This window comes from Rhodoglobus vestalii (genome assembly GCF_006788895.1).
Taxonomy (GTDB): Bacteria; Actinomycetota; Actinomycetes; order Actinomycetales; family Microbacteriaceae; genus Rhodoglobus; species Rhodoglobus vestalii.
In genome coordinates this window covers 2566591-2591891 of sequence record NZ_VFRA01000001.1, presented here as the reverse complement: position 1 = coordinate 2591891, position 25301 = coordinate 2566591, and the positions used below count along the sequence as shown (strand labels likewise).

At 60.6% G+C, this 25301-nt stretch carries 25 protein-coding genes; 8 read left to right on the top strand and 17 right to left on the bottom strand.

The window, feature by feature from the left end:
• Positions 1-19: 19 nt before the first annotated feature.
• Genes FB472_RS12805 through FB472_RS12785 form a run of 5 tightly spaced genes read right to left on the bottom strand, consistent with a single transcriptional unit; the run spans position 20 to position 6153 of the window.
• A complete protein-coding gene (locus FB472_RS12805; protein WP_141991215.1) occupies positions 20-835 on the bottom strand; it encodes an HpcH/HpaI aldolase/citrate lyase family protein in 816 nt (271 codons plus the stop codon).
• The gene (locus FB472_RS12800; RefSeq protein WP_141991214.1) at positions 832-1311 is read right to left on the bottom strand and encodes a MaoC family dehydratase; all 480 of its coding nucleotides are present in this window, start codon (positions 1309-1311) and stop codon (positions 832-834) included. The genes FB472_RS12805 and FB472_RS12800 overlap by 4 nt, the downstream gene beginning before the upstream one ends.
• Positions 1308-2480, bottom strand: a complete 1173-nt coding sequence (locus FB472_RS12795) for an acyl-CoA dehydrogenase family protein (protein ID WP_141991213.1) — start codon at positions 2478-2480, stop codon at positions 1308-1310. Before FB472_RS12795 ends, FB472_RS12800 begins: the two co-directional genes overlap by 4 nt.
• Complete coding sequence (locus FB472_RS12790) at positions 2477-4552, bottom strand: acetyl/propionyl/methylcrotonyl-CoA carboxylase subunit alpha (protein WP_141991212.1); 2076 nt, start codon at positions 4550-4552, stop codon at positions 2477-2479. The genes FB472_RS12795 and FB472_RS12790 overlap by 4 nt, the downstream gene beginning before the upstream one ends.
• A complete protein-coding gene (locus FB472_RS12785) occupies positions 4552-6153 on the bottom strand; it encodes a carboxyl transferase domain-containing protein (RefSeq protein ID WP_141991211.1) in 1602 nt (533 codons plus the stop codon). Before FB472_RS12785 ends, FB472_RS12790 begins: the two co-directional genes overlap by 1 nt.
• Before the next feature lie 98 nt (positions 6154-6251).
• On the opposite strand from FB472_RS12785, the gene FB472_RS12780 reads away from it, so the two are divergent.
• Positions 6252-6827: a TetR/AcrR family transcriptional regulator gene (locus FB472_RS12780; protein ID WP_141991210.1), complete on the top strand. Its 576-nt coding sequence runs from the start codon at positions 6252-6254 to the stop codon at positions 6825-6827.
• Here the strand turns inward: FB472_RS12780 and FB472_RS12775 are convergent.
• The 5 genes from FB472_RS12775 to pdhA are packed head-to-tail and all read right to left on the bottom strand — an operon-like array spanning position 6824 to position 12342.
• The gene (locus FB472_RS12775; RefSeq protein ID WP_141991209.1) at positions 6824-8176 is read right to left on the bottom strand and encodes a flavin monoamine oxidase family protein; all 1353 of its coding nucleotides are present in this window, start codon (positions 8174-8176) and stop codon (positions 6824-6826) included. The genes FB472_RS12780 and FB472_RS12775 overlap by 4 nt on opposite strands.
• Positions 8177-8214: 38 nt before the next feature.
• Positions 8215-8805 carry a signal peptidase II gene (locus tag FB472_RS12770; RefSeq protein WP_141991208.1) on the bottom strand — a complete coding sequence of 197 codons (591 nt, stop codon included), beginning with the start codon at positions 8803-8805 and terminating at the stop codon, positions 8215-8217.
• Between the two features lie 35 nt (positions 8806-8840).
• A complete protein-coding gene (locus FB472_RS12765) occupies positions 8841-10226 on the bottom strand; it encodes a dihydrolipoamide acetyltransferase family protein (protein ID WP_141991207.1) in 1386 nt (461 codons plus the stop codon).
• A complete protein-coding gene (locus FB472_RS12760; RefSeq protein ID WP_141991206.1) occupies positions 10226-11227 on the bottom strand; it encodes an alpha-ketoacid dehydrogenase subunit beta in 1002 nt (333 codons plus the stop codon). Before FB472_RS12760 ends, FB472_RS12765 begins: the two co-directional genes overlap by 1 nt.
• On the bottom strand, positions 11224-12342 hold the full coding sequence (gene pdhA / locus FB472_RS12755; protein ID WP_141991205.1) for a pyruvate dehydrogenase (acetyl-transferring) E1 component subunit alpha: 1119 nt from the start codon (positions 12340-12342) through the stop codon (positions 11224-11226). The genes FB472_RS12760 and pdhA overlap by 4 nt, the downstream gene beginning before the upstream one ends.
• Positions 12343-12657: 315 nt before the next feature.
• Here pdhA and FB472_RS12750 point away from each other — a divergent pair, with 315 nt between their 5' ends.
• Positions 12658-13164 carry a hypothetical protein gene (locus FB472_RS12750; protein ID WP_141991204.1) on the top strand — a complete coding sequence of 169 codons (507 nt, stop codon included), beginning with the start codon at positions 12658-12660 and terminating at the stop codon, positions 13162-13164.
• Here FB472_RS12750 and FB472_RS12745 read toward each other — a convergent pair.
• On the bottom strand, positions 13161-13850 hold the full coding sequence (locus FB472_RS12745; RefSeq protein ID WP_141991203.1) for a DUF8185 domain-containing protein: 690 nt from the start codon (positions 13848-13850) through the stop codon (positions 13161-13163). The genes FB472_RS12750 and FB472_RS12745 overlap by 4 nt on opposite strands.
• Before the next feature lie 32 nt (positions 13851-13882).
• Here FB472_RS12745 and FB472_RS12740 point away from each other — a divergent pair, with 32 nt between their 5' ends.
• The 5 genes from FB472_RS12740 to FB472_RS12720 all read left to right on the top strand — a co-directional run bounded on the left by FB472_RS12740 (position 13883) and on the right by FB472_RS12720 (position 19736).
• Complete coding sequence (locus FB472_RS12740) at positions 13883-14737, top strand: acyl-CoA thioesterase (RefSeq protein ID WP_141991584.1); 855 nt, start codon at positions 13883-13885, stop codon at positions 14735-14737.
• Between the two features lie 399 nt (positions 14738-15136).
• Entirely contained in the window at positions 15137-16468 is a 1332-nt protein-coding gene (locus FB472_RS12735) for a quaternary amine ABC transporter ATP-binding protein (RefSeq protein ID WP_141991202.1), read from the top strand.
• Positions 16465-17433 (top strand): ABC transporter permease, encoded by a 969-nt coding sequence (locus tag FB472_RS12730; protein WP_141991201.1) that lies wholly within the window; start codon positions 16465-16467, stop codon positions 17431-17433. Before FB472_RS12735 ends, FB472_RS12730 begins: the two co-directional genes overlap by 4 nt.
• 103 nt (positions 17434-17536) lie before the next feature.
• On the top strand, positions 17537-18430 hold the full coding sequence (locus FB472_RS12725; protein WP_246078220.1) for a glycine betaine ABC transporter substrate-binding protein: 894 nt from the start codon (positions 17537-17539) through the stop codon (positions 18428-18430).
• 121 nt (positions 18431-18551) lie between these two features.
• Positions 18552-19736 (top strand): glycerate kinase, encoded by a 1185-nt coding sequence (locus FB472_RS12720; protein WP_141991199.1) that lies wholly within the window; start codon positions 18552-18554, stop codon positions 19734-19736.
• On the opposite strand, the gene FB472_RS12715 is transcribed toward FB472_RS12720, so the two are convergent.
• From FB472_RS12715 to msrA, 6 genes are all read right to left on the bottom strand, one after another.
• On the bottom strand, positions 19733-20200 hold the full coding sequence (locus FB472_RS12715; protein ID WP_141991198.1) for an acyl-CoA thioesterase: 468 nt from the start codon (positions 20198-20200) through the stop codon (positions 19733-19735). The genes FB472_RS12720 and FB472_RS12715 overlap by 4 nt on opposite strands.
• Before the next feature lie 2 nt (positions 20201-20202).
• Complete coding sequence (ettA, locus tag FB472_RS12710; protein ID WP_141991197.1) at positions 20203-21885, bottom strand: energy-dependent translational throttle protein EttA; 1683 nt, start codon at positions 21883-21885, stop codon at positions 20203-20205.
• Positions 21886-21970: 85 nt separating this feature from the next.
• Entirely contained in the window at positions 21971-22456 is a 486-nt protein-coding gene (locus FB472_RS12705) for a DUF6993 domain-containing protein (protein ID WP_141991196.1), read from the bottom strand.
• A gap of 69 nt (positions 22457-22525) precedes the next feature.
• The gene (ssb, locus tag FB472_RS12700; protein ID WP_141991195.1) at positions 22526-23059 is read right to left on the bottom strand and encodes a single-stranded DNA-binding protein; all 534 of its coding nucleotides are present in this window, start codon (positions 23057-23059) and stop codon (positions 22526-22528) included.
• Positions 23060-23298: 239 nt separating this feature from the next.
• Positions 23299-23511, bottom strand: coding sequence for a methyltransferase (locus tag FB472_RS12695; protein ID WP_141991194.1), 213 nt, complete (start codon positions 23509-23511; stop codon positions 23299-23301).
• A gap of 111 nt (positions 23512-23622) precedes the next feature.
• Positions 23623-24144 carry a peptide-methionine (S)-S-oxide reductase MsrA gene (gene msrA, locus FB472_RS12690; RefSeq protein ID WP_141991193.1) on the bottom strand — a complete coding sequence of 174 codons (522 nt, stop codon included), beginning with the start codon at positions 24142-24144 and terminating at the stop codon, positions 23623-23625.
• A gap of 90 nt (positions 24145-24234) precedes the next feature.
• Between msrA and FB472_RS12685 the strand changes: the two genes are divergently transcribed.
• Entirely contained in the window at positions 24235-25242 is a 1008-nt protein-coding gene (locus FB472_RS12685; RefSeq protein WP_141991192.1) for an aldo/keto reductase, read from the top strand.
• Positions 25243-25301: the final 59 nt, after the last annotated feature.

The window sequence follows — 25301 nt, the reverse complement described above, 5'->3', positions numbered from 1 at the left end:
AAACGTGTGCGAGTCTCAGCTAAGCCTCCCGCAACCCCGCCCGCGCAACAACGCACTCGGCGTGTCGCAGGATGGGCCCATCGACCATCCGACCCTCAAAGCTGAAGACGCCGAGCTGCGTTTCCGCTGCGGCGAGAAGTGCCCGCGCTGACGCGATCTGCTCGACCGTCGGCGCGTAGCTCTCACGCACAACCGCGACCTGTGAGGGATGGATGCAGGCCGTCGCGGTGAACCCGAGCGCTGCAGCATCCCGAGCCTCAGCACCGAGGCCATCGGTGTCGGAAATATCGAGATGCACCGCGTCGATCACGGCCTTCGAATAGGCACCGGCCGCGAGCAGAACCGACGAACGCGCATGGAGCGCCACGCCGCGATACGGCCCATCGTCTTCGCGTGACGAAGTACCACCGAGCGAAGCAACGAGATCTTCCGCACCCCACATAAGAGCAACCACGCAATCGAGCGACGCGAGACTTGTCGCAGCGAGCACACCACGAGCGGTCTCGCACAGTGCGATCACATCGAGCTCGGTCAACGCATCAAAGTCAGCAACCGACTCCGCCTTCGCCAGCATCACGGTGCGGTAGTCGGTCTGCTCGAGAGCTTCGAGGTCACTGTCGTGGTCCTGCGTGCCGGCGGGGTTGATCCGCACGATCGTGCGTGCCGGATCCATCGGGTTCGCGATGAGTGCCTTGCGCGCCTCAGCCTTGTCGACACTGGCAACAGCATCCTCAAGGTCAATAATGATGGCATCCGCGCGCTCCAGAGCTTTCGCATAGCGATCCGGGCGATCAGCCGGAACAAACAGAATCGACGGACCTAGGGTGAAACTCACGGTGCGTTCTCCTCAGTCCAGACCATTACCGAGCGAGTTGCCACAGCAACAACAACTCCCTCTTGGTTCTTGGCAGTGTGCCGCAGCGAGATGATGCCCTGGCCGGGGCGCGACTTCGAGAGCCGCTTCTCCAGCACTTCACTCTCCGAATACATTGTGTCGCCGTGATAAAGCGGATGCGGAAAGTTGACCTCAGTGAAACCCAAGTTCGCCACAATCGTGCCCTGCGTCAGCTGAGCCACGGATGCCCCCACCATCGTCGAGAGCGTGAACATCGAATTCATCAAGCGCTGCCCAAAAGGTTGCTCCGCCGACCACGCAGCATCCAAATGCAACGACTGCGTGTTCATTGTGAGCGTCGTAAAGAAGACATTGTCGGCCTCAGTAACGGTGCGACCGGGCGCGTGCAGGTAAACCGCACCCTCCTCGAACTCGTCGAACCAGAGGCCGCGCTGCTGAATACGTTTGCCGGTCATAGTGTGGCGAATCCCAACTCGCGGGCAATAACCATCAGCTGAACCTCGGTGGTGCCCTCGCCGAGCTCAAGCACCTTGGAGTCGCGGTAGTGGCGAGCGACAGGCGTTTGGTTGAGGAAGCCGTAGCCGCCAAAGATCTGAGTGGCATCCCGAGCGTTATCCATCGCCGCCTCGCTGCTGATCATTTTCGCCAAACTCGCCTCCGCCTTGAAAGGAATACCCGCAACCATTTTGCGGGCTGCATCGTAGGTAGCCAAGCGTGCCGAATGTACCCGTGCCTGCATCCGCGCAATCTTGAACGCGATGTGCTGGTTCGAGCCGATCGAACGACCGAAGACATGGCGTTCGTTGGCGTAACGGATCGACTCCTCGAGGCAGCCCTGCGCGGCCCCCGTGCAGAGTGCCGCAAAAGCAACACGACCCTCGTCCAGCGTCTCGATGAAGTTCGCGAAACCGCGGCCGCGCTCACCCAGAAGGTTCGCTTCGGGAACACGCACATTGTCGAACGACAGCGGATGCGTGTCGGAGGTGTGCCAGCCGACCTTGTCATAGGGCGGGTGCACGGTGAAACCGGGCGTGCCATTGGGAACCAGAATGGCGCTCAGTTCAGGCTTGCCGTTATCGCGGCGACCCGTCACCGCGGTAACGGTCACCAGCTTGGTGATCTTGCTCCCCGAGTTGGTGATGAATTGCTTCGTTCCGTTGATGACCCATTCGCCATCGACAAGCTCCGCCGTGGTCTTGGTGCCTGCAGCATCAGAGCCGGCTTCCGCCTCGGTTAGGCCGAACCCTGCGAGGGCTTCACCGCGCGCGAGCATCGGCAACCACTCCTGCTTTTGCGCATCAGTGCCCTGCTTGAAGATCGGCATAGCGCCGAGGCCGAGACCGGCTTCAAGCGTGACCGCGATTGACTGGTCGACCCGAGCCAACTCCTCAACTGCTAGACACAGCGAAACATAATCTTTTCCTTGCCCACCGAACTCCTTCGGGAACGGCAAACCGAAAAGCCCCATCTCCCCCATCTGGGCGATGATCTCGTACGGCAGTTCACGCTTCGTGTCGTATTCGTACGCCGCCGGGGCGACAACGGTGTCGGCAAAGTGGCGGACGTCCGCTTGCAGCTTCTTCTCATCATCGGTGAGACCGAGGTGGGTGACTACATGGCTCATGGGGTTTCTCCTTCAGTGCTCGCTTGTGGCGATTCGATTCGGGCAACGATCTGATCGCGTGTGACCAGATCGCCAGGCTTCAAACTAATGTCGACAACCCCATCGAGGGTCGCAACGACGGGGTGTTCCATCTTCATGGCTTCAATCGTGAGCACCGTCTGACCGGCAGTCACCGTGTCACCGTGGGCAACAGCAACCGCAACCACGGTGCCGGGCATGGGCGAACGAAGCTCGGGATCGACAACGCCAGCGACCCGGGCGAGGGTTGCGCGGTGGGTGGCCAACGACTCCGCGCGGCTCTGCTCAATCAGCGAGAACGAGGTGCCCTGCTGGGCAACCCAGATGGTGGAAGTGTCGGATGCTGCGCGCGCGCTATCTCGAGCGATTGTGAGCGGGATGCTGAGGGTGCCCCACTCGATACCGGTACTCGTCAGGCGAGCCGGGGTGGTTTGGTCCGCGACCGTGACTTGCGCTGCGCTGGGCGGCCCGGCAACTAGAACCTCGTGCACAGTCCCAGCACACTCAAAACGGTAGCGGGCGGGGCGATGCTTGCCGACTCTCCAACCGCTCGGTTGCTGCCAGGGTGAGCCCGACATCCAATGATCAGAATGGATGCTCAGGGCCGCCGCAGCAAGCACGGCAGGGCTCGGGGCCGCGAACTCGATCTCGGCCAGCGCCCGCTCGATAAGACCCGTATCCAGCGCACCTGCCCGAACATCATCGCGAGCCAGGAGCGCCCTCAAGAACTCGATGTTTGTGGTGACGCCCAGAATCACGGTGTCGGCCAGCGCTCGGTCGAGGGCCGTGAACGCTTCGTCACGTGTTGCGCCGTAGGAAATCACCTTCGCTAGCATCGGGTCGTAGTTCGCGGAGACCGTGCCACCCTCAACGAGCGAGCTATCGACGCGCACGCTGCCTGCACGCACTCCGTCTGAATGCACTCCGTCTGAATGCAGGCCGTCTGAATGCACGCTGCTTGAATGAGCGCCGTCGGCTTCGTACAGTGCGATGATTCGACCGGCCGAGGGTAGGAAGTCGTTGGCGGGATCTTCTGAGTAGATGCGGGCCTCGACCGAGTGACCGGTGAGCTGCGGCTTCTCCACCGTGAGCTTCTCGCCCGCCGCAATGCGCACTTGCCACTCCACCAGGTCGATTCCCGTGACCATCTCCGTGACGGGATGCTCCACTTGCAGTCGGGTGTTCATCTCCATGAAGAAGAACTCGTCTGGCGAATTATCGGAGGCAAGGAACTCAACTGTTCCGGCTCCGACGTAGTTGACGCTGCGCGCAACCTCACACGCCGCCTCACCAATACGCTGCCGGGTTGCTTCGTCAAGTAGCGGTGACGGCGCTTCTTCGATGATCTTCTGGTGGCGGCGCTGCAACGAGCACTCGCGCTCCCCCAGATGGATCGTCGTGCCGTGGCTGTCGGCCAGAACCTGCACCTCGATGTGGCGCGGCTTCTCCACGAGACGTTCGAGAAACAGGGTGTCGTCGCCGAACGCAGCACTGGCCACGCGGCGAGCAGAGGCGAGAGCGTCGGCTACTGCCGCGGGCTCGCGCACAATCGTCATGCCCTTGCCGCCACCACCCGCAGATGGCTTAATCAGCAGCGGGAACCCCACCTCATCGGCCGCAGCCACAAGATCATCGTTGGTCATGCCCGGCTCAGCGACACCGGGAATTACCGCGACACCACGCTCGGTCACATGCTTCTTCGAGGCGATCTTGTCGCCCATGATGGTGAGCGCGTCCACGCCCGGGCCGATGAAAGTCACCCCTGCTGCTGCACAAGCTTCGGCCAAGTGCGCGTTTTCCGACAGAAATCCATAGCCCGGATGAATCGCCTCAGCGTTCATGCTCGGAATGGCATGTGCGGCAGCAACGATCTCTTCGACCGAGAGGTAGCTCCCGATCAGGACGGCAGCATCTGCCACCCGCACGTGCTTCGCGTCATGGTCGTGCTCGGTGTAAACGGCAATGGAACGGATGCCCATCGAGTGCAGGGTGCGGGTGATGCGACAGGAAATTTCACCACGATTGGCGACCAGAACAGCAGAGAACATAGCCATCACATCCGGAAGAGGCCGAAGCCCGGCTCAGGCAGCGGGGTGGCCGCAGCGATATCGAGAGCCATGCCGAGCACGTCTCTAGTGTCTTTGGGGTCGATAATTCCGTCATCCCACAGTCGGGCGGTCGAATAGTAGGGGCTGCCCTGGCGTTCGTACTGCTCGCGGATGGGCTTCTCGAATGCGACCTTGTCGTCGTCGGTGAACTCGTCTTCGCCCAGTTGGTCGCGGCGCACCGTCGAGAGCACCGCGGCAGCTTGCGGGCCGCCCATGACCGAGATGCGGGCGTTGGGCCACATCCACAAGAAACGCGGCGAGTAGGAGCGTCCACACATCGAGTAGTTACCAGCACCGAATGATCCACCGATGACGACCGTGAACTTAGGAACACGCGTCGTAGCGACGGCGGTGACCATCTTGGCGCCATTCTTGGCAATGCCGCCGGCCTCATATTCCTTGCCGACCATGAATCCCGAAATGTTCTGCAGAAACAGCAGCGGGATGCCGCGCTGGTCGCACAGCTCGATGAAGTGCGCGCCCTTGAGCGCCGATTCGCTGAACAGAACACCAGCATTGGCAATGATGCCGACCGGATGCCCGTGCAGTGTCGCGAAGCCCGTGATGAGGGTCGTGCCGTACTCCTTTTTGAACTCGTGGAACTCGCTGCCATCCACCAGACGAGCAATTACTTCACGCACCTCGTAGGGGCTTTGCACGTCGGTCGGCACGACACCGTAGAGTTCATCAGGGTTGACGGATGGCGGGCGTGATTCGACAACATCCCAGGCCGGTGCGGCGGGCTTCGGAATTGTCGCAATGATGTCGCGCACAATCTGCAAAGCATGGCGGTCGTCGTCGGCGAGATGATCTGTGACCCCTGAGGTTCGGGCGTGAACGTCTCCCCCTCCCAATTCTTCAGCCGTCACAATCTCACCGATCGCCGCCTTCACGAGCGGCGGACCACCCAAGAAGATTGTGCCCTGATTGCGCACAATAATCGTCTCATCACTCATCGCCGGCACGTACGCGCCACCCGCAGTGCACGAACCCATGACCGACGCGATCTGCGGGATGCCTGCTGCCGACAGCCGAGCCTGGTTGTAGAAGATGCGGCCAAAGTGATCACGATCCGGAAAGACTTCGTCTTGCATCGGCAGGAAAGCGCCACCCGAGTCGACGAGGTACACGCAGGGAAGCTTGTTTTCGAGCGCGATCTCTTGAGCCCGAAGGTGTTTCTTGACGGTGAGCGGAAAGTAGGTGCCACCCTTGACGGTCGCATCGTTGGAGATGACGAGAACCGGGCGGGAGTGGATGAGGCCGATACCAGCGATAACGCCAGCACCCGGGGCATCGTCGTTGTAGATTCCGTTGGCCGCGAGCGGTGCGATCTCAATGAAAGGACTACCCTCGTCGAGCAACTCATCGACTCGATCGCGCGGCAGCAACTTGCCGCGCGAGACGTGCCGGTCGCGAGATTTCTCCGAACCGCCGAGAGCCGTCGTTGCGATTCGCTCGCGCAATTGCTCCACGAGAGCACGCATTGACTCGTCGTTTGCCACGAACGTCGGATGGGACGGCCTGGCGGCTGTGGAAATTCTCTCCATCAAAAACCTTCGCTCTGCGTGGCTTGTGGCCACTTGGGTTAGTCACTACTAACTAAATTAGGTTAGCGATCATTAACCGAACTGTCTAGACTCTGAGCATGACCGAGATGCCGACCCTGCGAAGCCAAGCGAAAGCGGATCGTCGAGAAGCGCTCCTCGATGCCGCCGCCAGCCTCTTCGCAGGCCGCGGATTCACTCGGGTCTCCCTCGAAGATCTTGGAGCCGCAGCAGGCGTCAGCGGTCCCGCCGTCTACCGCCACTTCGACGGCAAGCAGGCCGTCCTTGCCGCGATGCTCGTGGATGCCAGCGCCAACCTCTGCACCGGAGCGCAGACCGTGATCGAGTCCGCACCCTCAGCTCGGGTGGCGCTGGAAAGTCTCGTGCAATTTCATGTGGACTTTGCCCTCACCAATGCCAACGTCATCCGCGTGCAAGACCGCGATTTGAACAGCCTCACCGATGAGGATCGGCACACCGTTCGCGCGCTCCAGCGCAGCTACGTGGAACTGTGGGTCGCTACCCTCGCCCGTCTCACTCCAGACGCCAGCACCACCGAGCTGCGCACCCGCGCCCATGCCACCTTCGGCCTTATCAACTCAACGCCGCACAGCGGGCGCGCCGGAGCGACACGTGCGGTACTCGAGCGGATGGCGCTAGCAGCACTGACCGCTTAGTCGCCCTCCGCTGATGGCACTGGTGGTTGCGCCCACAATTCAGCGATGGGAACTGCACGCTTCAGGATGGTTGATGCCGCGCGGTGACCGGAGCAGAGCGCCGCAGTGACCGTCCCGGGATCATCCGTCCAGGTAGCTTCGCCCGCGATGTGCAGCACGCCACCAATGGGCGTCGCGAGGTCGTCATGATCGGCTGTCGTCGAGCCGCGCAGCATGTAGGCGTAGGAGCCCTGAGCGAAGGGGTCGTCTTGCCATCCCGTGATGGTGACACGGTTCGGCTGCTCCACCCGGTCGCCGTACAGACGGCGCAGCTGAACAAGAACAGAGTCGACAATCTGGGTTTCGCTCCACTGACGGATCTCTCTGGCCGCCGAGCCTGCGGCAAAAGTCAGCAGTGTCGGCGTGCCATGAAGCATTGTGAGGTCATACCACGAGTGCCACCAGCGACCCTCGGGCCCTTGCTGTCGGATCGCATAGACATCGTCATCCCAGAACTTAGTAGAAAACCGCAGAACAACCTTCTCGAAGGCGTTCATCTCGAGCCGCTCTAGCGCACCCACATTCGGTTCCGGCAGTGGAGGTTCAATGACGAAGTCTTTCGACTTGAGAACTCCGACCGGCACCGTCACAACGGCGTGGTCTGCCTTCAGAACGCCGCGATCGGTGGTGATCGTGACTCCCTCTGGCGACCATCGCACGTGCCCGACCACGTGTTCGAAGCGGATGTCGAGTCCGCCCGCGAGGTGCGTGGCGAGACGATCGTAGCCCTCGGGAAACACCACCTCATTACCGTCGACAACGTCTTCGTCGAGACCGTGGGCGGCAAGGTCGTCAATCCACGCCCCGTATTGCTCCTCGGTGCGGTGCTGCAGAAACTCCCGCACGCGCTCAGCGCGATCGTGATCCCACCCCTGACGGTCAAGCGCGATCTCGGTCACGTCGCGGTAGGAGTCATCCGCTGCCGACTTGGCGACTACCTCGGCAAGGGTCTCGTCGAGCGCGTGAATATCATTCGCGAACGCCTGTGCCGCGTCATCCGAAAGTCGCTGACCGCTGGAATCGTAGTAGGCGATGGGGCGACCATCTGGTTGGTAGCTGCCAACCGTGAACTCCACCGTGGGCATTCCGAACGCCTCCGCCGCCTGCGCGACCGGGTTATCGGTGACCCCGTGAATCCACGATGCCCCCAGATCGGTGACAAAGCCGTCAGCGCGATCGGTGAACACCCTGCCGCCAACGCGATCTCGCGCCTCAAGCACCACAACACGACGGCCAGCCTTGACAAGCAGCCGAGCCGCGGTCAAGCCCGCCACTCCCGCGCCAATGACAACCGCATCGAAATGATCCATCGTTGACCTTCTTCTCCTGTTAGAAGCGCTACTGGTGCCTAGTCAGCCGCGGCATCCGAAGCACTCGCCTTGATAGGTTCAGGCTTGCTCGCGATGCCCATGAGCGAAATGATGACAATCATGATGGCCCCACCGACGAGGGCAATATCGGCGATGTTGCCGATGAAATATCCGTTGTAATTGATGAAATCGACGACGTGCCCGCGCGCGAATCCGGGGTCACGAAAGAGGCGGTCGCCGAGGTGCGTGATTGCGCCGCCGAGCAGCAGACCGAGTGCGACAGCCCACGCACGCGACTCAACACGCCACGAGTACCAGGTGATCGCAACCACGGCGAACGCGGCAAATATCGTGAGCACCCAGGTGAATTCTTCACCAATCGAGAACGCGGCACCGGGGTTGTAGATCAGCTGCCACGAGATGAAGTCACCGATCACCGGAATTCCCGGGGCCCCGAGCTCCAAATTTGTCTCTGCCCACCACTTGCTCAGCTGATCGGCAGCAATCACAAACGCCGCAAGAGCAAACAGTCCCCCCAACAACCGGCGCGATACTCGCGGGCTCGAGGCGGTCGAGGTTGTCGAGGCGCTGGAAGCGGTGGCCGGAGCAGGGTCGAGATTCTCGGTCATAAGACCATTCTTACCTGTCTCGGCCACCTCTTAGGTCACACCATGCTCAGAACAGTGCCCGGGTAGCTGAGAATCGCCCCAACGTCGGTGAGGAAACGTGCCCCCTGCTCCCCATCAACGAGTCGATGATCGAACGACAAACTGAGAGTCATGACGTCACGCAGAGCCACCTCGCCGTGGAACTCCCACGGCCTCTTGCGCACCGCCCCGACGGCAAGAATCGCCGCTTCGCCGGGGTTCAGGATGGGGGTTCCTGCGTCGATTCCAAACACACCGACGTTCGTAATGGAGATAGTCCCCCCACTCAGCGACGCCGGGGTGGCCTTGCTTTCGCGAGCATCACGCGCGGTCGCGCTAATCGCAGCCGCTAGTTCGGCGAGGCTCAGCGCGCCGGCATCCTTGAGATTTGGCACCATGAGCCCGCGCGGAGTGGCGACCGCAATACCCAGATTTACGTAGCCAAACTCAATGATCTCGCTCGCCTCAGCATCCCACCGTGAATTGAGCGAGGCGTTTCGCGCGACACCAATACACAGTGCCTTTGCGACAACAGCGAGAACGGATGCCGCAGAGCCCGCAGCCTTCAGCCGCGCCACAAGCTCGATGGTTTCAGTCACATCAATAGTCAGAAATTCGGTGACATGAGGTGCGGTGAACGCGCTCGACACCATCGCAGCGGCCGTCGCTTTGCGCACCGACTTGATTGGGGTGCGCTGCTCGCGCGGCCGGGCATTCGCCGCACCGATTATCGAGGTTGACTGAGGGAAACTTTGCTTTCGGTCCAGACCAGAACTACGAGATCCGGCGTCGGCCGCCTGAGAAACGTCATCGCGCGTGATCACCCCATCCGGCCCCGACCCCGACAGTGTCGTGAGGTCGACACCGAGATCGTGCGCAAGCTTGCGCACGGGCGGCGTGCTCTTTGTGCGTGCACCGGGCGGCACATCTGCCTGAACGGCTGCCTCCGCCTCTGCTTTCGAAGTACGAGCCTTGCGCGTCGGCCTCTTCTCACTCTCGACGGCAGGGCCGTAGCCCACCAACACCGAGTTGCGTTCCGGAGCACCCGAGGGAGCTGCCACCTCTGTCGTCTCTGTCGTCTCTGTCGCCTCTGTCGTCTCTGATTTTTCTGGAGAGGCGCTTTTCTTGGCGTCATCGTCGGCATCAGGGCTGTCCGCGGCACCGTCGAGCTCAAACGTCACGATGCGAGTGCCCACCAAGACCGTGGCGCCAGGCTCGGCGTGCAGCGCGGAAATCTTGCCCGCCACCGGTGACGGAAGCGACACAATGGCTTTCGCCGTCTCCACTTCGGCAATCGGCTGATTCAAGGTGACCATATCGCCGACAGCAACGTGCCACTCCACAAGCTCTGACTCCGTGAGACCCTCCCCCAGATCGGGCAGAGCAAACTCCTTGACGGCCATTACGCACTCCACCCGGTGAGCGAGTTGACGCGACCAAGAGCGCGATCAACCCCATCGAGAATGCGGTCAAGGTCGGGCAAAAAGTGCTCCTCCAACTTTGCCGGTGGATACGGCACATCAAACCCGGTGATCCGCACCGGGGCCGCCTCAAGGTAGTAGAAACAACGGTCGGTCAGTGTCGCCGCAATCTCAGCACCCAAACCGCCCGACTCTGACGCCTCGTGAGTGATGACTAGTCGCCCCGTCTTCTGCACGCTCGCCGAAACGGTGTCAAAGTCAACCGGGGAGAGCGAACGCAAATCAACCACCTCGACAGAAATGCCCTCATTGGCTGCCGCCTCTGCGGCATCCAGAGCCGTTGCCACCAGCGGGCCATAGGTGACAAGAGTCACATCCGTGCCCTCAACCACGACGCGCGCTGTGCCCATGGGCAGCCCGACGGCATCTTCGTCAACGTCGCCCTTGGTCCAGTAGCGGCGCTTGGGTTCAAAAAACAGCACGGGGTCATCAGAGGCGATCGCTTCGCGCAGCATGCTGTGCGCGTCCTGCGGTGTCGAACACGTGACGACGCGCAAGCCTGCGGTGTGCGCGAAGTACGCTTCGGGCGACTCCGAATGGTGCTCAACGGCGCCGATCCCTCCGCCGTAGGGCACCCGGATCGTCAGCGGCATGCGCACGTTTCCGGCGGTGCGATAGTGCAGTTTGGCTACCTGAGCCACGATTTGGTCAAAGCCCGGGTAGATGAAGCCGTCAAACTGAATCTCGCAGACCGGACGATAGCCACGGAAGGCGAGCCCCACCGCCATACCGATGATTCCGGCTTCGGCAAGCGGCGTGTCCATGACGCGTTCGGTGCCGAAATCTCGCTGCAGCCCGTCGGTCACACGAAAAACGCCACCGAGCTTGCCGATGTCTTCCCCCAGCAGCACGACCTTCTCGTCGTCGCTGAGCGCTCGACGCAATCCCGAGCCAAGAGCTTTTGCCAAAGTCAGTTCAGTCATTTCTCAAACCCCTCTAGGTAGGCCTTGTACTGGCTTTTTTGACGGGCGATCCCAGAATGTTCGGTCGCATACACGTTGTCGAACACGCTGAGCGGCTCCGGGTTCTGCAGTGAAATACAGCCGTGACGAAACTCAGCTGCCACCTGATCTGCTCGGCTCTGAATGGATGCCGCAAGCTCGTCGGTGAGGATTCCCTCGCTGCGAAGGAACGCTTCGACGCGCGCGATCGGATCCCGCGCTTCCCACTCTTTCGCAACCACCGGATCGACATAACGGCTCGGGTCATCAGAGGTGGTGTGCGGCCCACGGCGGTAGGTCACGGCTTCGATGAAAGTGGGTCCGCCGCCATTGCGCGCACGATCGAGGGCGCTTCGCGTTGCCGCCATCACGGCAAGAACATCGTTGCCGTCGACGCGGATGCTCGGAATACCGAATCCTGGGGCCCGCTCAGCAATGGGGCGCTGGGCTTGCAACCCCACCGGCTCGGAGATTGCCCACTGGTTGTTCTGGCAGAAGAAGATCACGGGAGCGTTAAATGAGGCGGCAAAGATCATTGCTTCGCTGACATCACCTTCGCTGGTGGCACCGTCACCGAAATAGGCCACAGCGACGCTATCGACGCCGTCATTTTTGCAGCCGACCGCGTATCCAGTGGCATGGAGCGTTTGGGCCCCGATGATGACCGCCGGAGTGGCCATGCCGACGGAGAATGGATCCCAGCCGGAGGCCGCGGTGCCGCGCCAGACTCGCACCAGATCCTGCAGTGCGACACCTCGGCAATATGCGACAGCATTTTCGCGGTAGCTCGAGAAGACAAAGTCGTCGGGCCGCAGTGTGCGAGCAGAACCTACCTGGGCGGCCTCTTGACCGAAGAGTGGCGGCCACAATCCGAGTTCGCCTTGCCGTTGCAGAGCAGTGGCTTCGGTGTCGATGCGGCGCACGATGATGAGGTCTTCATAGAGACTCGCCAGTTGATCACCCGTGACGTCGGAGACCCAAGGATCGTAGGTGTCATCACTGAGCCGAGTTCCTTCAGCATTCAGAAGCTGCACAAACTCAGGGTTCGGCTTCTCAGCCGCTACATTCTGGGCTTTTACGGGCACGGTGGTACTCATCGTTTCTCCGATCTGCCGTTGCGTATGCCGGTAAGCCACGCTCAAGCGATCCTCACAACCGTGGTTGGTAAACCGCAGGTTGACCCAGGCCTCGTCGCTTGGAGTTATTCTGACCGTACCTACACACGGCGCCGTTCACAAGATGAGACACCAAAGTTGCCATGCAATTCGCGGATGACGCTACTGAAAGCTCGACTCCTCGTCTGTAAGCGCGTAAGTATGTGAGTGCGTAAGTATGTGAGTGCGTAAGCGCGTAAGCGTGTGGTCGGCGGAGTAAATGTCATTTCCCAGCCGCACCGCGGTTACACTCGCAGGGTGACTGACTCATCGACACCTATTTCCCCTGTTCCCGCAGCTTCGCCTGCCGAATCCACCCGCGCCGGCACGAACACCTCCACGTGGCAGGTGTGGACGATGGTGCTGCTCCCGCTGCTCACCATCCCCGCACTGCTGCTGATCGACACATCGATATTTTTGCCCGCGCCGGGTGACGGTCCACTCGATTCCCAGGTGCGCCTCTACACCAACCCTCTCTACCTCTCGACGGTGTTGGTGGGATGGCTTATTTTCATTGCCAACATCGTGCTGGCGATTTTCGATAGAAAAGAGCTGATGCGGCGGGGCATCGACCGCCCCTTCCATTGGGCGTTCATCTTCCTGGGAGCCTTCATTTATGTGATTGGGCGTTCCGTCATCGTCCGCAGCCGCACCGGTCAGGGGCTTGCGCCGCTGTGGGTTTCGATCGCCGTGCAAATTGCCGGAGTCGTTGCTGCTATCTCAGTAGTTGCGAATATTTTCATCGCAGTCTTCGAAAAGTTTTAGCGGGCAACCGACCAGGCGCGGCGCTTTACGAGCACGTGTCCACGCTTGGTAGTGACGCGGGTCCAGGCTCCAGACTCGTAGACCGATGCGTTTTCTTCGTCGGCAACAAATCCGAGACTCACCGCCGCGAACCCTACCCCTGCCGGCAGATAGTCGGGGTTGTCGAGAGGTCGGCCCCACACTTCGGCGCGCACTTTATGCACGATTGCTTCGCCAACGCCGCTGGGCACCGCCTCGGCAACTTCGTCGATTCCTTCGCGGGCAGCGTGTTCCAGAACCTCGCAGGGCACCGTGTCGATCGCGACCCAGCCGCCGCGCGGCGGCGTGATGGCTGCCCACGTGACCGTGTTCACGCCCATCGGCAGGCTGACCGTGACCGGCGCACCATTCGAACCATCCGCACCATCCGATTTCTCGATCGCGGTATCGACTCGTGCGAGAAGCGAGCGAACGGGCACAACAACGTCGAAGGTGGCTTTCGAGGCTAGCGCGAACGTGCGGAGCCCCAAGACCGTTGGGCTTTGGTCGAGCAGACCCGCTGGGTGCAGCACAGAAACATAGATGGCGAGCACCCCTGCACTCCCGATGAGGCGAACAGAGCCCTCGTCGACGCGCGCGGCGCGACCCAAAAAGACCTGCAGATCACCGAGTGCCTGCGGATCCACCAAAGTAAACGATCCAGTCATAGGTCTTCTAAACTACAGGCATGAGCGACCCTATGTCTGGGCTTCTGACGGCCCTCGATCTGACCGACACCGGCGCACGAACGAACGAAGATATTTTTACCGGCCCCAGCCAGTGGATGCCGCAGGGGCGAGTCTTCGGCGGGCAAGTGCTCGCACAGGCGCTCGTGGCCGCTCAGCGCACTCTGGCGGAGGACCGCATCGTGCATTCAATGCATGGATACTTTTTGCGGCCGGGCGATGTAAAGCTGCCCATCACGTTTTCCGTTGACCGAATCCATGACGGTCGCTCGTTCTCGACCCGCCGCACTCAGGCATATCAGGACGGTGTTCCGATCCTGTCGGCGATTGCCTCGTTCCAAGACGAGGATAAGGGTCTTGATCATCAGATCGCGATGCCCGGCGACTTGCCCGACCCCGAGTCGCTGCCCACAACAGCAGAATCGTTGGCTTCGCTCGATCATCCGGTTGCTCGCTATTGGGCATCCGAGCGGCCCTTCGATATGCGCTACGTTCCTTCCCCACTCTTCATCAGCGTTGATGGGCCTCAAGTGGCGCATCAGGCTGTCTGGCTGAAATCGGTCGGCGCGATGCCCGATGACATGAATTTGCACCGCGCCGCGCTCGCCTACGCCAGCGACTATTCGATTCTGGAGTCGATCATGCGTCGCCATGGCTTGGCGTGGGCGACTCCCGGCATCAAAGTTGCGAGCCTCGACCACGCGATGTGGTGGCACCGTCAGGCACGAGTGGATGAGTGGCTGCTCTACGTTCAGGAGTCACCGAATGCGATCGGCGGGCGTGGCCTCGCGCTGGGGCGCATCTATGACCGCTCGGGCCATCTCATTGCCAGCGTCGCGCAAGAAGGCATGGTGCGTCCACCTCGGTAGCACAGATTCTTGAGTGCTCGGGAAAGCAGAGCCACATTGGCCTGTATAACGAACAGGCAACGAAGCCGAGAGGCTCCGATGCCTACGCTGCCGCGGATCGTAGCCACAAACACCGGCGTTATGTCCCCCCTCTGGTGGACCTGAACCTGCGAAATAGCCGCAAACGCGTTACCGTGGTTATCGGCTTGGTTCTTGCTTCACCCCATGTGGTGGTGCGAACCGGGTGCTAAGAAACAGGCCGCGCGCGCCTTCCCGCCCGTCGGGTCGACGTTCGTACGGTTGTCTCCCACTGGAATCATTCCGACAATGGTTCCCCTCTTCACGTTGGCTCGATTGAGCGCCACGTGAGTGCCATGCGTGTGTGCAACCCGGACCGTAATCAAGAAGAGCGGAGCCCGCATGGTGCCGAGCATTCAGGAGAACGTGACCGAGCAAATCGCAGTCAGCGCCAAGAACCTCTATAAGGTTTTTGGGCGTCGCCCCAGCGAAGCAGTGAAAAAACTTCAGGACGGAGCCACCCGAGATGAGATCACAGAACTGGGTACCGCCGCTGTCATCGACGCAAGCTTCGACGTACATAAGGGCGAAATCTTCGTCGTCATGGGCCTCTCCGGGTCAGGCAAATCAACGCTGATCCGCATGCTCAATGGGCTGTGGGACACAACTTCGGGCACCGTCACGGTCGGTGGCGACACAATTACGGCACTCTCTGCCTCCAAACTCCGTGAGGTTCGCCGCAAGCGGATCTCAATGGTGTTCCAACACTTCGCACTCTTCCCTCACCGCAGCGTTCTCGAAAATGCCGCCTACGCCCTCGAAGTCCAGGGCATCCCCAAGGCTGAACGTCTCGCTCGCGCACAAAAGACGATCGATCTCGTTGGCCTTGAGGGCTGGGGCGAGAAGATGCCATCCGAACTTTCCGGTGGAATGCAGCAGCGTGTGGGCCTCGCCCGCGCTCTCACCGCCGACACCGACGTATTGCTTATGGACGAAGCCTTCAGTGCGCTCGACCCGCTCATCCGTCGCGAGATGCAAGAACAGCTCCTTGAGCTGCAAACCGCACTCGGTAAAACAATCGTTTTCATCACCCACGATCTCAATGAGGCCATGTTCCTCGGCGATCGCATCGCAGTAATGCGGGATGGCCGCATCGTTCAGATCGGTACGCCTGAGGACATCCTCACCGATCCCGCCAACGACTACGTTGCTCAGTTCGTTCAGGATGTTGACCGCTCGCGTGTTCTCACGGCATCCAGCGTCATGGAGCCCGTGCGTGCGACAGTATTTGCCGGCGCCGGGCCCCGTGCAGCATTGAAGATCATGCGCGATTTGCAGACATCGACCGCTTTCGTTGTTAGTCGTGATCGCACTCTGCAGGGTGTCGTTCGCGACGCGGATGCCATGAAGCTGGTGCACAAGGGAATCACTGATCTGTCAACAATTTTGAGTGACGAGTTCAATGCCGTGCCAGAAGACACCGCACTCGCTGACCTCTTTGTGCCCGCCGTCGAGAGTCCACTGCCGCTGGCAGTGATTGATGACCGTGGTCGCCTCTTGGGCGTTGTGCCCCGCGTCACCCTTCTCGCCGCACTCGGCAACGTGTCAACCGATACGGGTGAACAGCCCACTATGGAGCCTCCGCTGACAGTCTCCACTGATCTAATCACGGACGCGCTCGCCACCCCTGAAACTCCTGCTGAATCCACCACCGAGAAGGAGGTCGTACGATGAACGATTTCCCCAGACTTCCCCTCGGCCGGTGGGTCGAAGATGGAATTGACTACATCACGCAGACCTTCGGAGTCTTCTTCGATGTAATCAAGTTCATGATCGCGTCGGTTGCCGACGGGATGAACTTCCTCTTTACCTCCCCGCCATTCTGGGTGATGCTCATTATTTTCGCTGCGGTCGCCTTCATCGCCCGTGGATGGAAGTTTTCTCTGGGAACCACCGTCGGTTTCCTTCTGATCCTCAGCCTCAATCAGTGGGAAAACGCGATGGACACCCTCGCGTTGGTGCTCGTAGCCGCAGCAATCGCCGTCATCATCAGCGTTCCGCTGGGAATTCTTGCCGCGAAGTATCAGACAGTGTCGACACTGGTAAAACCAGTGCTGGACTTCCTGCAGACGATGCCCGCATTCGTCTATCTGATCCCGGCCCTCATCCTGTTCCGCATTGGTGACGTGCCCGGAATTGTCGCAACGGTGCTCTTCGCTCTTGCCCCCGGCGTGCGTCTTACTGAACTCGGTATTCGTGGCGTCGACAAAGAGGTTGTCGAAGCGGGTCAAGCGTTTGGGTCCTCACCCGGGCGAATCCTTCGACAGATTCAGCTTCCGCTCGCCCTGCCCTCCATCATGGCTGGCATCAACCAGGTGATCATGCTCTCACTGTCGATGGTCGTTATCGCCTCGATGGTTGGTGCCGGCGGGCTCGGACAGCCCGTCATCCAGAGCCTCAGTCGGGCGGATGTCTCGCTCGGGTTCGAAGCTGGCCTGTCAGTCGTGCTGTTGGCGATCTTCCTTGACCGGCTCACGGCATCCTTCGGCTCAGGCAAAGGGTACTTCCGCTTCATCATCGAATCGTTCAACTTCCGCGGAAAACCCACCACAGCTGACACGGCAGACCCTGACCTCACCGGCTCGACCACTTCGGCCGCCAGCGCCGAGCCGGCAGAACTGACTCCGCCCTCTCGCTAATTTTCGGGCGCTCACCCGCGCTCGTTCCCGGCATACAGAACATTCTGTGTGCATCGACGTCAACACCGTCGACGCTTCAGCGTTGACAGAAAAGGACGACACAATGAAGAAGCAGACACGCGCTGCATTCGCAATCGGAGCGGCAACGCTCCTCGGTCTGTCGGCTTGCGCCGCAGGCGGAAATGACACCGCGGCAGGTGACGGTGCCGAGAACAAGGACCTCACCATCGCCGTATTCAACGGTTGGCCCGAGGGTGAAGCAGTTTCGTTCCTCTGGAAGGCAATCCTTGAAGACGAGGGCTACAACGTAGAGCTGGAATATGCCGACGTCACCCCGATCTTCTCGGGCCTCAGCACCGGAGACTATGACATCGCGCTTGATGGATGGCTGCCCGTCACCCACGCAAGCCTGATGGAGGAGTACGGCGACACCATCGAAGACCTCGGCGCCTGGAACGACGAAGCAGTTCTGACCGTTGCGGTAAACGAAGACGCACCGATTGACTCGCTCGAAGAGCTCGCAGCAAACGCTGACACTTTCGGCAACCGCATCGTCGGTATCGAGCCGGGTGCTGGCCTCACCGAAGCAGTCATGGACAACACCATGCCTACCTACGGTCTTGACGGCATGGAGCTTCTGACCTCGTCGACCCCGGCGATGCTTGCCGAACTTCAGGCAGCGCTCGACAACGGTGAGAACATTGCTGTGACGCTCTGGCGTCCGCACTGGGCCTACGATGCATTCCCCATCAAGGACCTTGCTGACCCCGAGGGAACCCTCGGCGACCAGGAGAGCATTCACTCCTTCGCACGCGACACCCTGAGCGACGAAATGCCGCAGATCACCGAGTGGATCTCTGACTTCAAGATGGACTCCGAGCTGCTCTACTCGCTCGAGAACGTCATGTACAACGAGTACGAGGGAACCGACTACGAGCCCATCGTTGCCGACTGGATCGCAGCGAACCAGGACTACGTTGACGGCCTCACCAGCTAATACCGTGTGAAACTCGCGGCGTTAGTACCGCCGTAATTCACACAAAGGGGTCGCCTTCGGGCGGCCCCTTTTTCGTTAACGGCAACCATTCCGCACGGCTCGTGGGCGCTAGGGTCGAAGCGTGCCCGATATCCACAATCCCGTAATCGTCATTGCCCCCGACTGCTTCAAGGGCAGTCTGAGCGCTCGGGATGCCGCTGCCGCTCTCGAACGCGGGGCCCGCGAGGTGCTGCCCGAGAACGCCACCGTGCTCACGTTCCCCATGGCGGACGGCGGAGAGGGCTCCCTTGACTCGGTGCTATCCGCCTGGCTCCAACCTCCGCTGACCATGACCTCTGTTGATGCTCTCGGGCGTGAGCGCGAAGCCGACTATGGTTTCGATCTCGAAGGTCTTCGCGCAGTCATCGAAGCAGCCCAAGCCAATGGGCTCCCCCACGTGGGCGATGTCGCCGCCGAACCACTGCGTGCTGACAGCTTCGGGGTCGGCCTCATCGCCGCTCAGGTGATCTCCGATGGCGCCCGCGACATCACCCTCTTTCTCGGCGGTTCCGCCAGCACCGACGGTGGAACCGGGCTTCTGCGAGCCCTCGGCATACGATTCCTCGATGCTGCTGGCAACGAGCTCGGGGCGGGTGGCGGAGAGTTGGCTTCCCTCGAAACGATTGACGTGAGTGACCTCATTGATGGCGCCCTCGAGACGACCTGGCACATCGCCGTCGATGTCACCAATCCACTCACCGGCCCGCACGGCGCAGCCCACGTCTTCGGACCTCAGAAGGGTGCATCCGCATCCGATGTTGCAGTATTGGATGCCGGACTCACCCGATTGTCGGTGGTGCTGGCGAAAACTTCGCAGGCCTCCAAGCGCGGCTTCTCCGCCGCGGGTATCGCTTCACTGCCCGGCATCGGTGCCGCTGGTGGCATCGCGGCCGGGCTCGTCGCACTGTTCAGTGCAGAGCTCACCCCCGGTGCACAACTCGTTGCTGACGTGATTGGCCTCAGCGAGGCCATCGCCAGTGCCGATGTGATTCTCACGGGTGAGGGCCGACTTGATCAGCAGTCGCTCGATGGCAAAGTCGTTGACTACCTTCGCCGCGCCAAAGGCCCCGAATCGTGGTTAGCCGTTGTCGCCGCAATCAACCATCTCACCCCCGAGGAATCAGCCGCTGCGGGTATCGACCTTGTGCTGCCGCTCGGCTCGGGTATCGAGAATCGCAAAGAGCTGTTTCACTACGCCGCCCAACTTCTTGAGGCGAGGGGCGCACACGCGGTTGCTGAGTGGCTCGACGTCAACGAAGGGTTCTAGCGTCGCTTCGTGAACTGCAGCGGCTCCTCCACGTAGCGCGCGAAGACTTGTCGCTGCTCATCGCTGATGCGCTGCGGCCGCGAAGTTACCGTATCGACTAGTACGAGCGTCGTCGACGCGCGAACATACAGTTCACGCGGCTCGATGCCCACTGGGGTGTGAATTTCATAGCAGACTTCGAGGCTTGCTCCCCCGACACGACCGATCCACAGTTCGATGTCGATGGGTTCTCGCAGATACGGAATCGGCAGCAGGTATTCGATCTCTTGACGCGCAATAAGGGTCATTGTTGGACCACCGGGGCGACCATCGAGCACTGCGGTGAGGGGCGCATCCGTTCCCGCGGCTGGCCAGAATGCGTGAATGCGTGCCTCTTCGAGCAGGCGAAACACTTCAGCATTATTGACGTGTTGGTACGCATCGACGTCTGACCAGCGCAGCGGGAGCGGTACGTGGAGCCTCATGCTCAGTCCCGGGTGAGCTTGCGGTAGGCGCTGCGGTGCGGCTTGGCGGCATCTGGGCCGAGTCGCTCAATCTTGTTCTCTTCGTAGGCGTCGAAGTTTCCTTCGAACCAGTGCCAATTTCCTGGATTCTCGTCGGTTCCTTCATAGGCGAGGATGTGGGTCGCAATACGGTCGAGGAACCACCTATCGTGAGTGATCACCACAGCGCAGCCGGGGTACTCAAGCAGGGCGTTCTCTAGGCTACCGAGAGTTTCAACGTCGAGGTCGTTGGTCGGTTCGTCCAGCAGGAGGAGGTTTCCTCCCTGCTTGAGCGTGAGCGCCAGGTTCAAGCGGTTGCGCTCACCACCGGAAAGGATGCCGGCCTTTTTTTGCTGGTCGGGGCCCTTGAAGCCAAACTGGGATACGTAGCCGCGTGACGGGATTTCGGTCTTTCCGACCTGAATGTAGTCCTGACCGTCGGAAACGACTTCCCACAGGGTTTTGTTGGGATCGATGCCACTACGGCCCTGGTCAACGTAGGAGATGTCTACGGTGTCGCCGATTTTGAGCGTTCCTTCGTCGAGTGGTTCAAGGCCGACGATGGTCTTGAAGAGCGTGGTCTTTCCGACACCGTTCGGGCCAATAACTCCGACGATTCCGTTGCGAGGAAGTGTGAAGCTCAGTCCGTCGATCAGGACGCGATCCTCAAAGCCCTTCTTGAGCTTCTTGGCATCGATGACCTGCGACCCAAGGCGCGGACCCATCGGAATGACGATCTCTTCGAAGTCCAGCTTTCTGGTTTTCTCCGCTTCGTTGGCCATTTCTTCGTACCGCGCGAGTCGAGCTTTCGACTTTGTCTGTCGGCCCTTGGAGTTGGAGCGCACCCATTCAAGTTCACTCGAGAGGCGCTTTGCGAGCTTCGCGTCTTTCTTGCCCTGCACCTGAAGTCGTTCTTGCTTCTTCTCGAGGTAGGTGGAGTAGTTGCCCTCATAGGGGTAGAGGTGGCCGCGATCGACTTCTGCGATCCATTCGGCGACGTGGTCGAGGAAGTACCTATCGTGGGTTACGGCGAGCACGGCGCCGGGGTATTTAGAGAGGTGCTGCTCGAGCCAGAGAACACTCTCAGCGTCAAGGTGGTTAGTGGGCTCATCGAGTAGCAGCAGGTCGGGCTTCTGCAGCAGGAGCTTGGTGAGTGCCACACGGCGCTTCTCTCCACCGGAGAGTTTGTCGACGGGCCAGTCTCCGGGCGGCGTACGCAGTGCATCCATTGCCTGCTCGAGCTGGGAGTCGAGATCCCACGCGTCGGCGGCGTCGATGTCTTCCTGCAGGGAACCCATTTCGGCCATGAGGGCATCGAAGTCGGCATCGGGTTCAGCCATTTCGAGGCCAATAGCGGCGTGGCGATCGACCTTCGCCTTGATCGGGCCAACACCCTCTTGAACGTTCTCAAGGACCGTTTTGGTTTCGTCGAGCTCGGGTTCTTGCATGAGGATTCCAACGCTGTAGCCGGGGCTGAGTCGAGCTTCACCGTTGCTGGGGGTATCGAGCCCAGCCATGATTTTCAGGATTGTGGATTTACCGGCACCGTTGGGGCCGACCACTCCTATTTTTGCTCCGGGATAGAAAGACATGGTGACGTCGTCAAGGATGAGCTTGTCGCCAACCGCTTTTCGCGCGCGCACCATGGAATAAATGAATTCAGCCATGCCACCAGTCTACGGAGCCTTCGCGGGCAGTTGAACCCGTTGTCGCGCGCTACCAGGCGCTGACGGGTAACCAGGTTCTGACGGGTTACCAGTCGATTGCGCGAGTCTTGCCCACCAGGCATCCACCGGTGCCCAGAAGCGGTTCGATGGATGACACGTAGCTTTCAGGGGTGAACTGCCCGAGTAGGCACTCCCCTGTGATTCGCACCGAGACAACGATCGAGTCGGTAGCGAGACCGATGGCGGTATTGTCGGGGGTCACTTCCATGTCTTGTTTGGTGAAGCCATTCGCTACAAGGTTGTCAACGATGCTGCGGCCATCTGCCCGACCATTCGCTTCGTGATATTCGGTGTTGAGTTGGTCAAAAAATTGACGGTTTGCCGCTGCTGCCTCGCCCGGGCGCAGCATTGGTTCGGTGGGGGTAGCTTCGGGCGCTGGGGTGCTCGAAGCTTCACCGGTCGGCGTCGCGGCCGGCTCGGGGGATGTTGCCACGCAAGCGCTGAGAGCCAGTGATGCTGCTAGGGCGAGTGCGATCGCCGCGCTGCTGCGGTGAGCTGGTCGTACGCGCATTGCAATCCTTTCGCCGGCCCTGAACCCCAAGACCGGATCAAGTCTAGATTGCCCGCGCGCACGATCAACTCAAAATGGGGTGGCTGGTGCAAGCTCCCTGTCTTCAGATTCTTCCTCCTCGGCGTCGGAGTCTTCGGAGTTATCTGCTGACTCGGATTCACCACGGGCAGAAGCGTCTGCACCGCTGGCACCACTGCCCCGAGCACTATCCCGTGCACTGTCCGCGTTGCCCGCGCCCATCCCCTGTGAGATGGTCCGCGAGAATTGCGCGGTACCCCACATGAGGTCGTGACCCAGAGAATCTGCTTCAATCTCGATGTTGGTACCACTGCGGTCGGCGTTCTCCCACTCGCGGATGCGTAGTCGCCCGCTGAGCACCACACGGTCGCCTTTGCCCACCGAGGTTGCGGTGTTGATGGCGAGCTGCCGAAAGGCGGTGATGGTGTACCAATTGGTTTCCCCATCGATCCAGCGCTGATTGCTTCGGTCGAACCGACGCTGCGTTGAGGCCAGCCGGAACGACGTTATGGGGAGGCCCTCGCCGGTAACGAGGTGTCGAGGTGCCGTGGCTACAAGGCCGGATACGGTAATGCTGTCTGTCATTTCTGCTCCTCAGTCTGCGTCGCGGCAGCGAGCTGCGCGACGGTAAATGGAGACAGATGCGGGCCGACACTCGTGCCGGGAAGCCGACCCGGCATCCGTCACTCACCAGTGTTCGACAGCGCGGTGGCAAACCGGAGGATGCAATGCGTTCTGTGGACGCCGCAGCGACTGCCAGAGAAGCGAGGAGCAGTGGTTACCCGCTCATGCGGACAGCCCACCCACGTCTGGAACACCCGGGCCTAGTGCTCGCGGAACTCCGGCCAATCAGTGCCGGGCAGCAGATTCGCGTGCAACGCAGACTTTGCGGCATCCAACGTTGGATAGACGCCTCGATAGTCTTCATCTTTCAACAACTTGAAGGTAAATCCGTTTGTTACCCGGTGAACCGAGCCAACGGCACCGACCTTCGTGAATGCGACCCACGTTTGCCCGGTCAGAGTGTGATCAGTCATTTTCGAACCTCCTTCAATGAGAGGGGCGACACCAGCGTCGCCTGCTTATGACCGTACGCCGCCTGGCGCAGAAGATAAAGACTTCAGGCGCAGACGGCATACGACAATCAACTAACTGATGTAGCTCGCAAAAGACGAACGGATCTTATTCACCTTGGGCAAAGCGACTGCCATGCAGTAGCCCTGGCCGGGGTTCTTCGCGAAGAAGTCTTGGTGGTACTGCTCCGCGTCGTAGTAGCTCTCAAGGGGCTCGATCGTGGTGACGATGCCGCCATCCCAATATTCGGAGGCCCGATCACGAGCCGCTTCAAACAGGGCCTTCTGTTCGTCACCGTCGTAAAACATTGCCGACCGGTACGACGATCCGATGTCGTTGCCCTGCCGATTGAGCTGGCGCGGGTCGTGGAGGGTGAAGTACACATCAAGGATGACCTCATCGGGAATAACCTCGGGATCAAACGTGACCGCGACCGCCTCTGCGTGACCGGTGGTCTCTGTGCACACCAGCTCGTAGCTGGGATTCGGAACGTGGCCCCCGGTGTAACCAGAGACGACATCCGTCACCCCATTGAGCGTGCGGTAAACGGCATCGAGGCACCAGAAACAGCCGCCTGCGAGATGAAATGTGTGCATAAGTTGAGCCTACTTTCTTGGGACGGATGTCTCATACAACACTCACTTCCCGTGTGGTGTTCCCTCAGTCGCTGGACATATGCTGAATGAATGCCTTATGACGCCGCATCCACTAGATATGACACCACCGCGTACCACCGCGTAGGTCGCAGCGGGCTGAAACTTCCCGCGATCTCGCTTGGGCTGTGGAACAACTTTGGTTCCGACCGCCCCCTAGCCACTCAGCGCGCTATTCTTCGACGAGCCTTCGATTTGGGGATCACCCACTTCGACCTCGCCAACAACTACGGCCCAGAAATCGGGGCCGCCGAACGCAACTTCGGTCAAATCTTCGCCGACGACTTCGTGCCCTACCGGGATGAACTAATCATCTCGACCAAAGCGGGCTACGAGATGGGTGTCGGGCCGTACCAAGACTGGGGTTCACGCAAATATCTACTCTCATCGCTGGATGCGAGCCTCGAGCGCATGGGCCTCGATTACGTAGATATTTTTTACCACCACCGGCCCGATCCCGAGACTCCGATTGAGGAGACCATGGGAGCCCTGGCCACCGCCGTCAACTCTGGCCGGGCGCTCTACGCTGGTGTTTCCAACTACAGCCCCGAGCAAACCGCTGCTGCGGCCGCAGCACTTGCCGAGCACGGCATACCGCTAACAATTCATCAACCCCGGTACAACATGTTCGACCGTCACATCGAAAACGGGCTGTTCCCAGTGCTCGATCAGGTGGGCGCCGGCAGCATCGTCTTCTCGCCTCTAGCTCAAGGACTTCTTACCGACCGCTATATGGATGGCACCATCCCGGATGGTTCACGCGCTGCCGAAGGCCGCTGGCTGCAGCCGGGGCCGCTTGGTGACACCTACCTCCAGCGTGTGCGCGCCCTCAACGAGATTGCACAGAACCGCGGGCAGAGCCTGGCGCAGCTGGCGCTGACTTGGGTGTTGCGGCATCCGCAGGTCACGTCAGCGCTTGTGGGTGCCAGCAGCGTTGAGCAGTTGGAGAACAACTTCGCGACGCTCGACGGCCCCGCACTCACGGATGACGAGCTTGCGACGATCGACCCGCTGGCCGTAGACGGCACCACACTGCGCTAGCGGACATCAGCACCAGCGCTTGAAACCGGGCCGCGCGTTAACGTGCGGCCCGGTTTGGT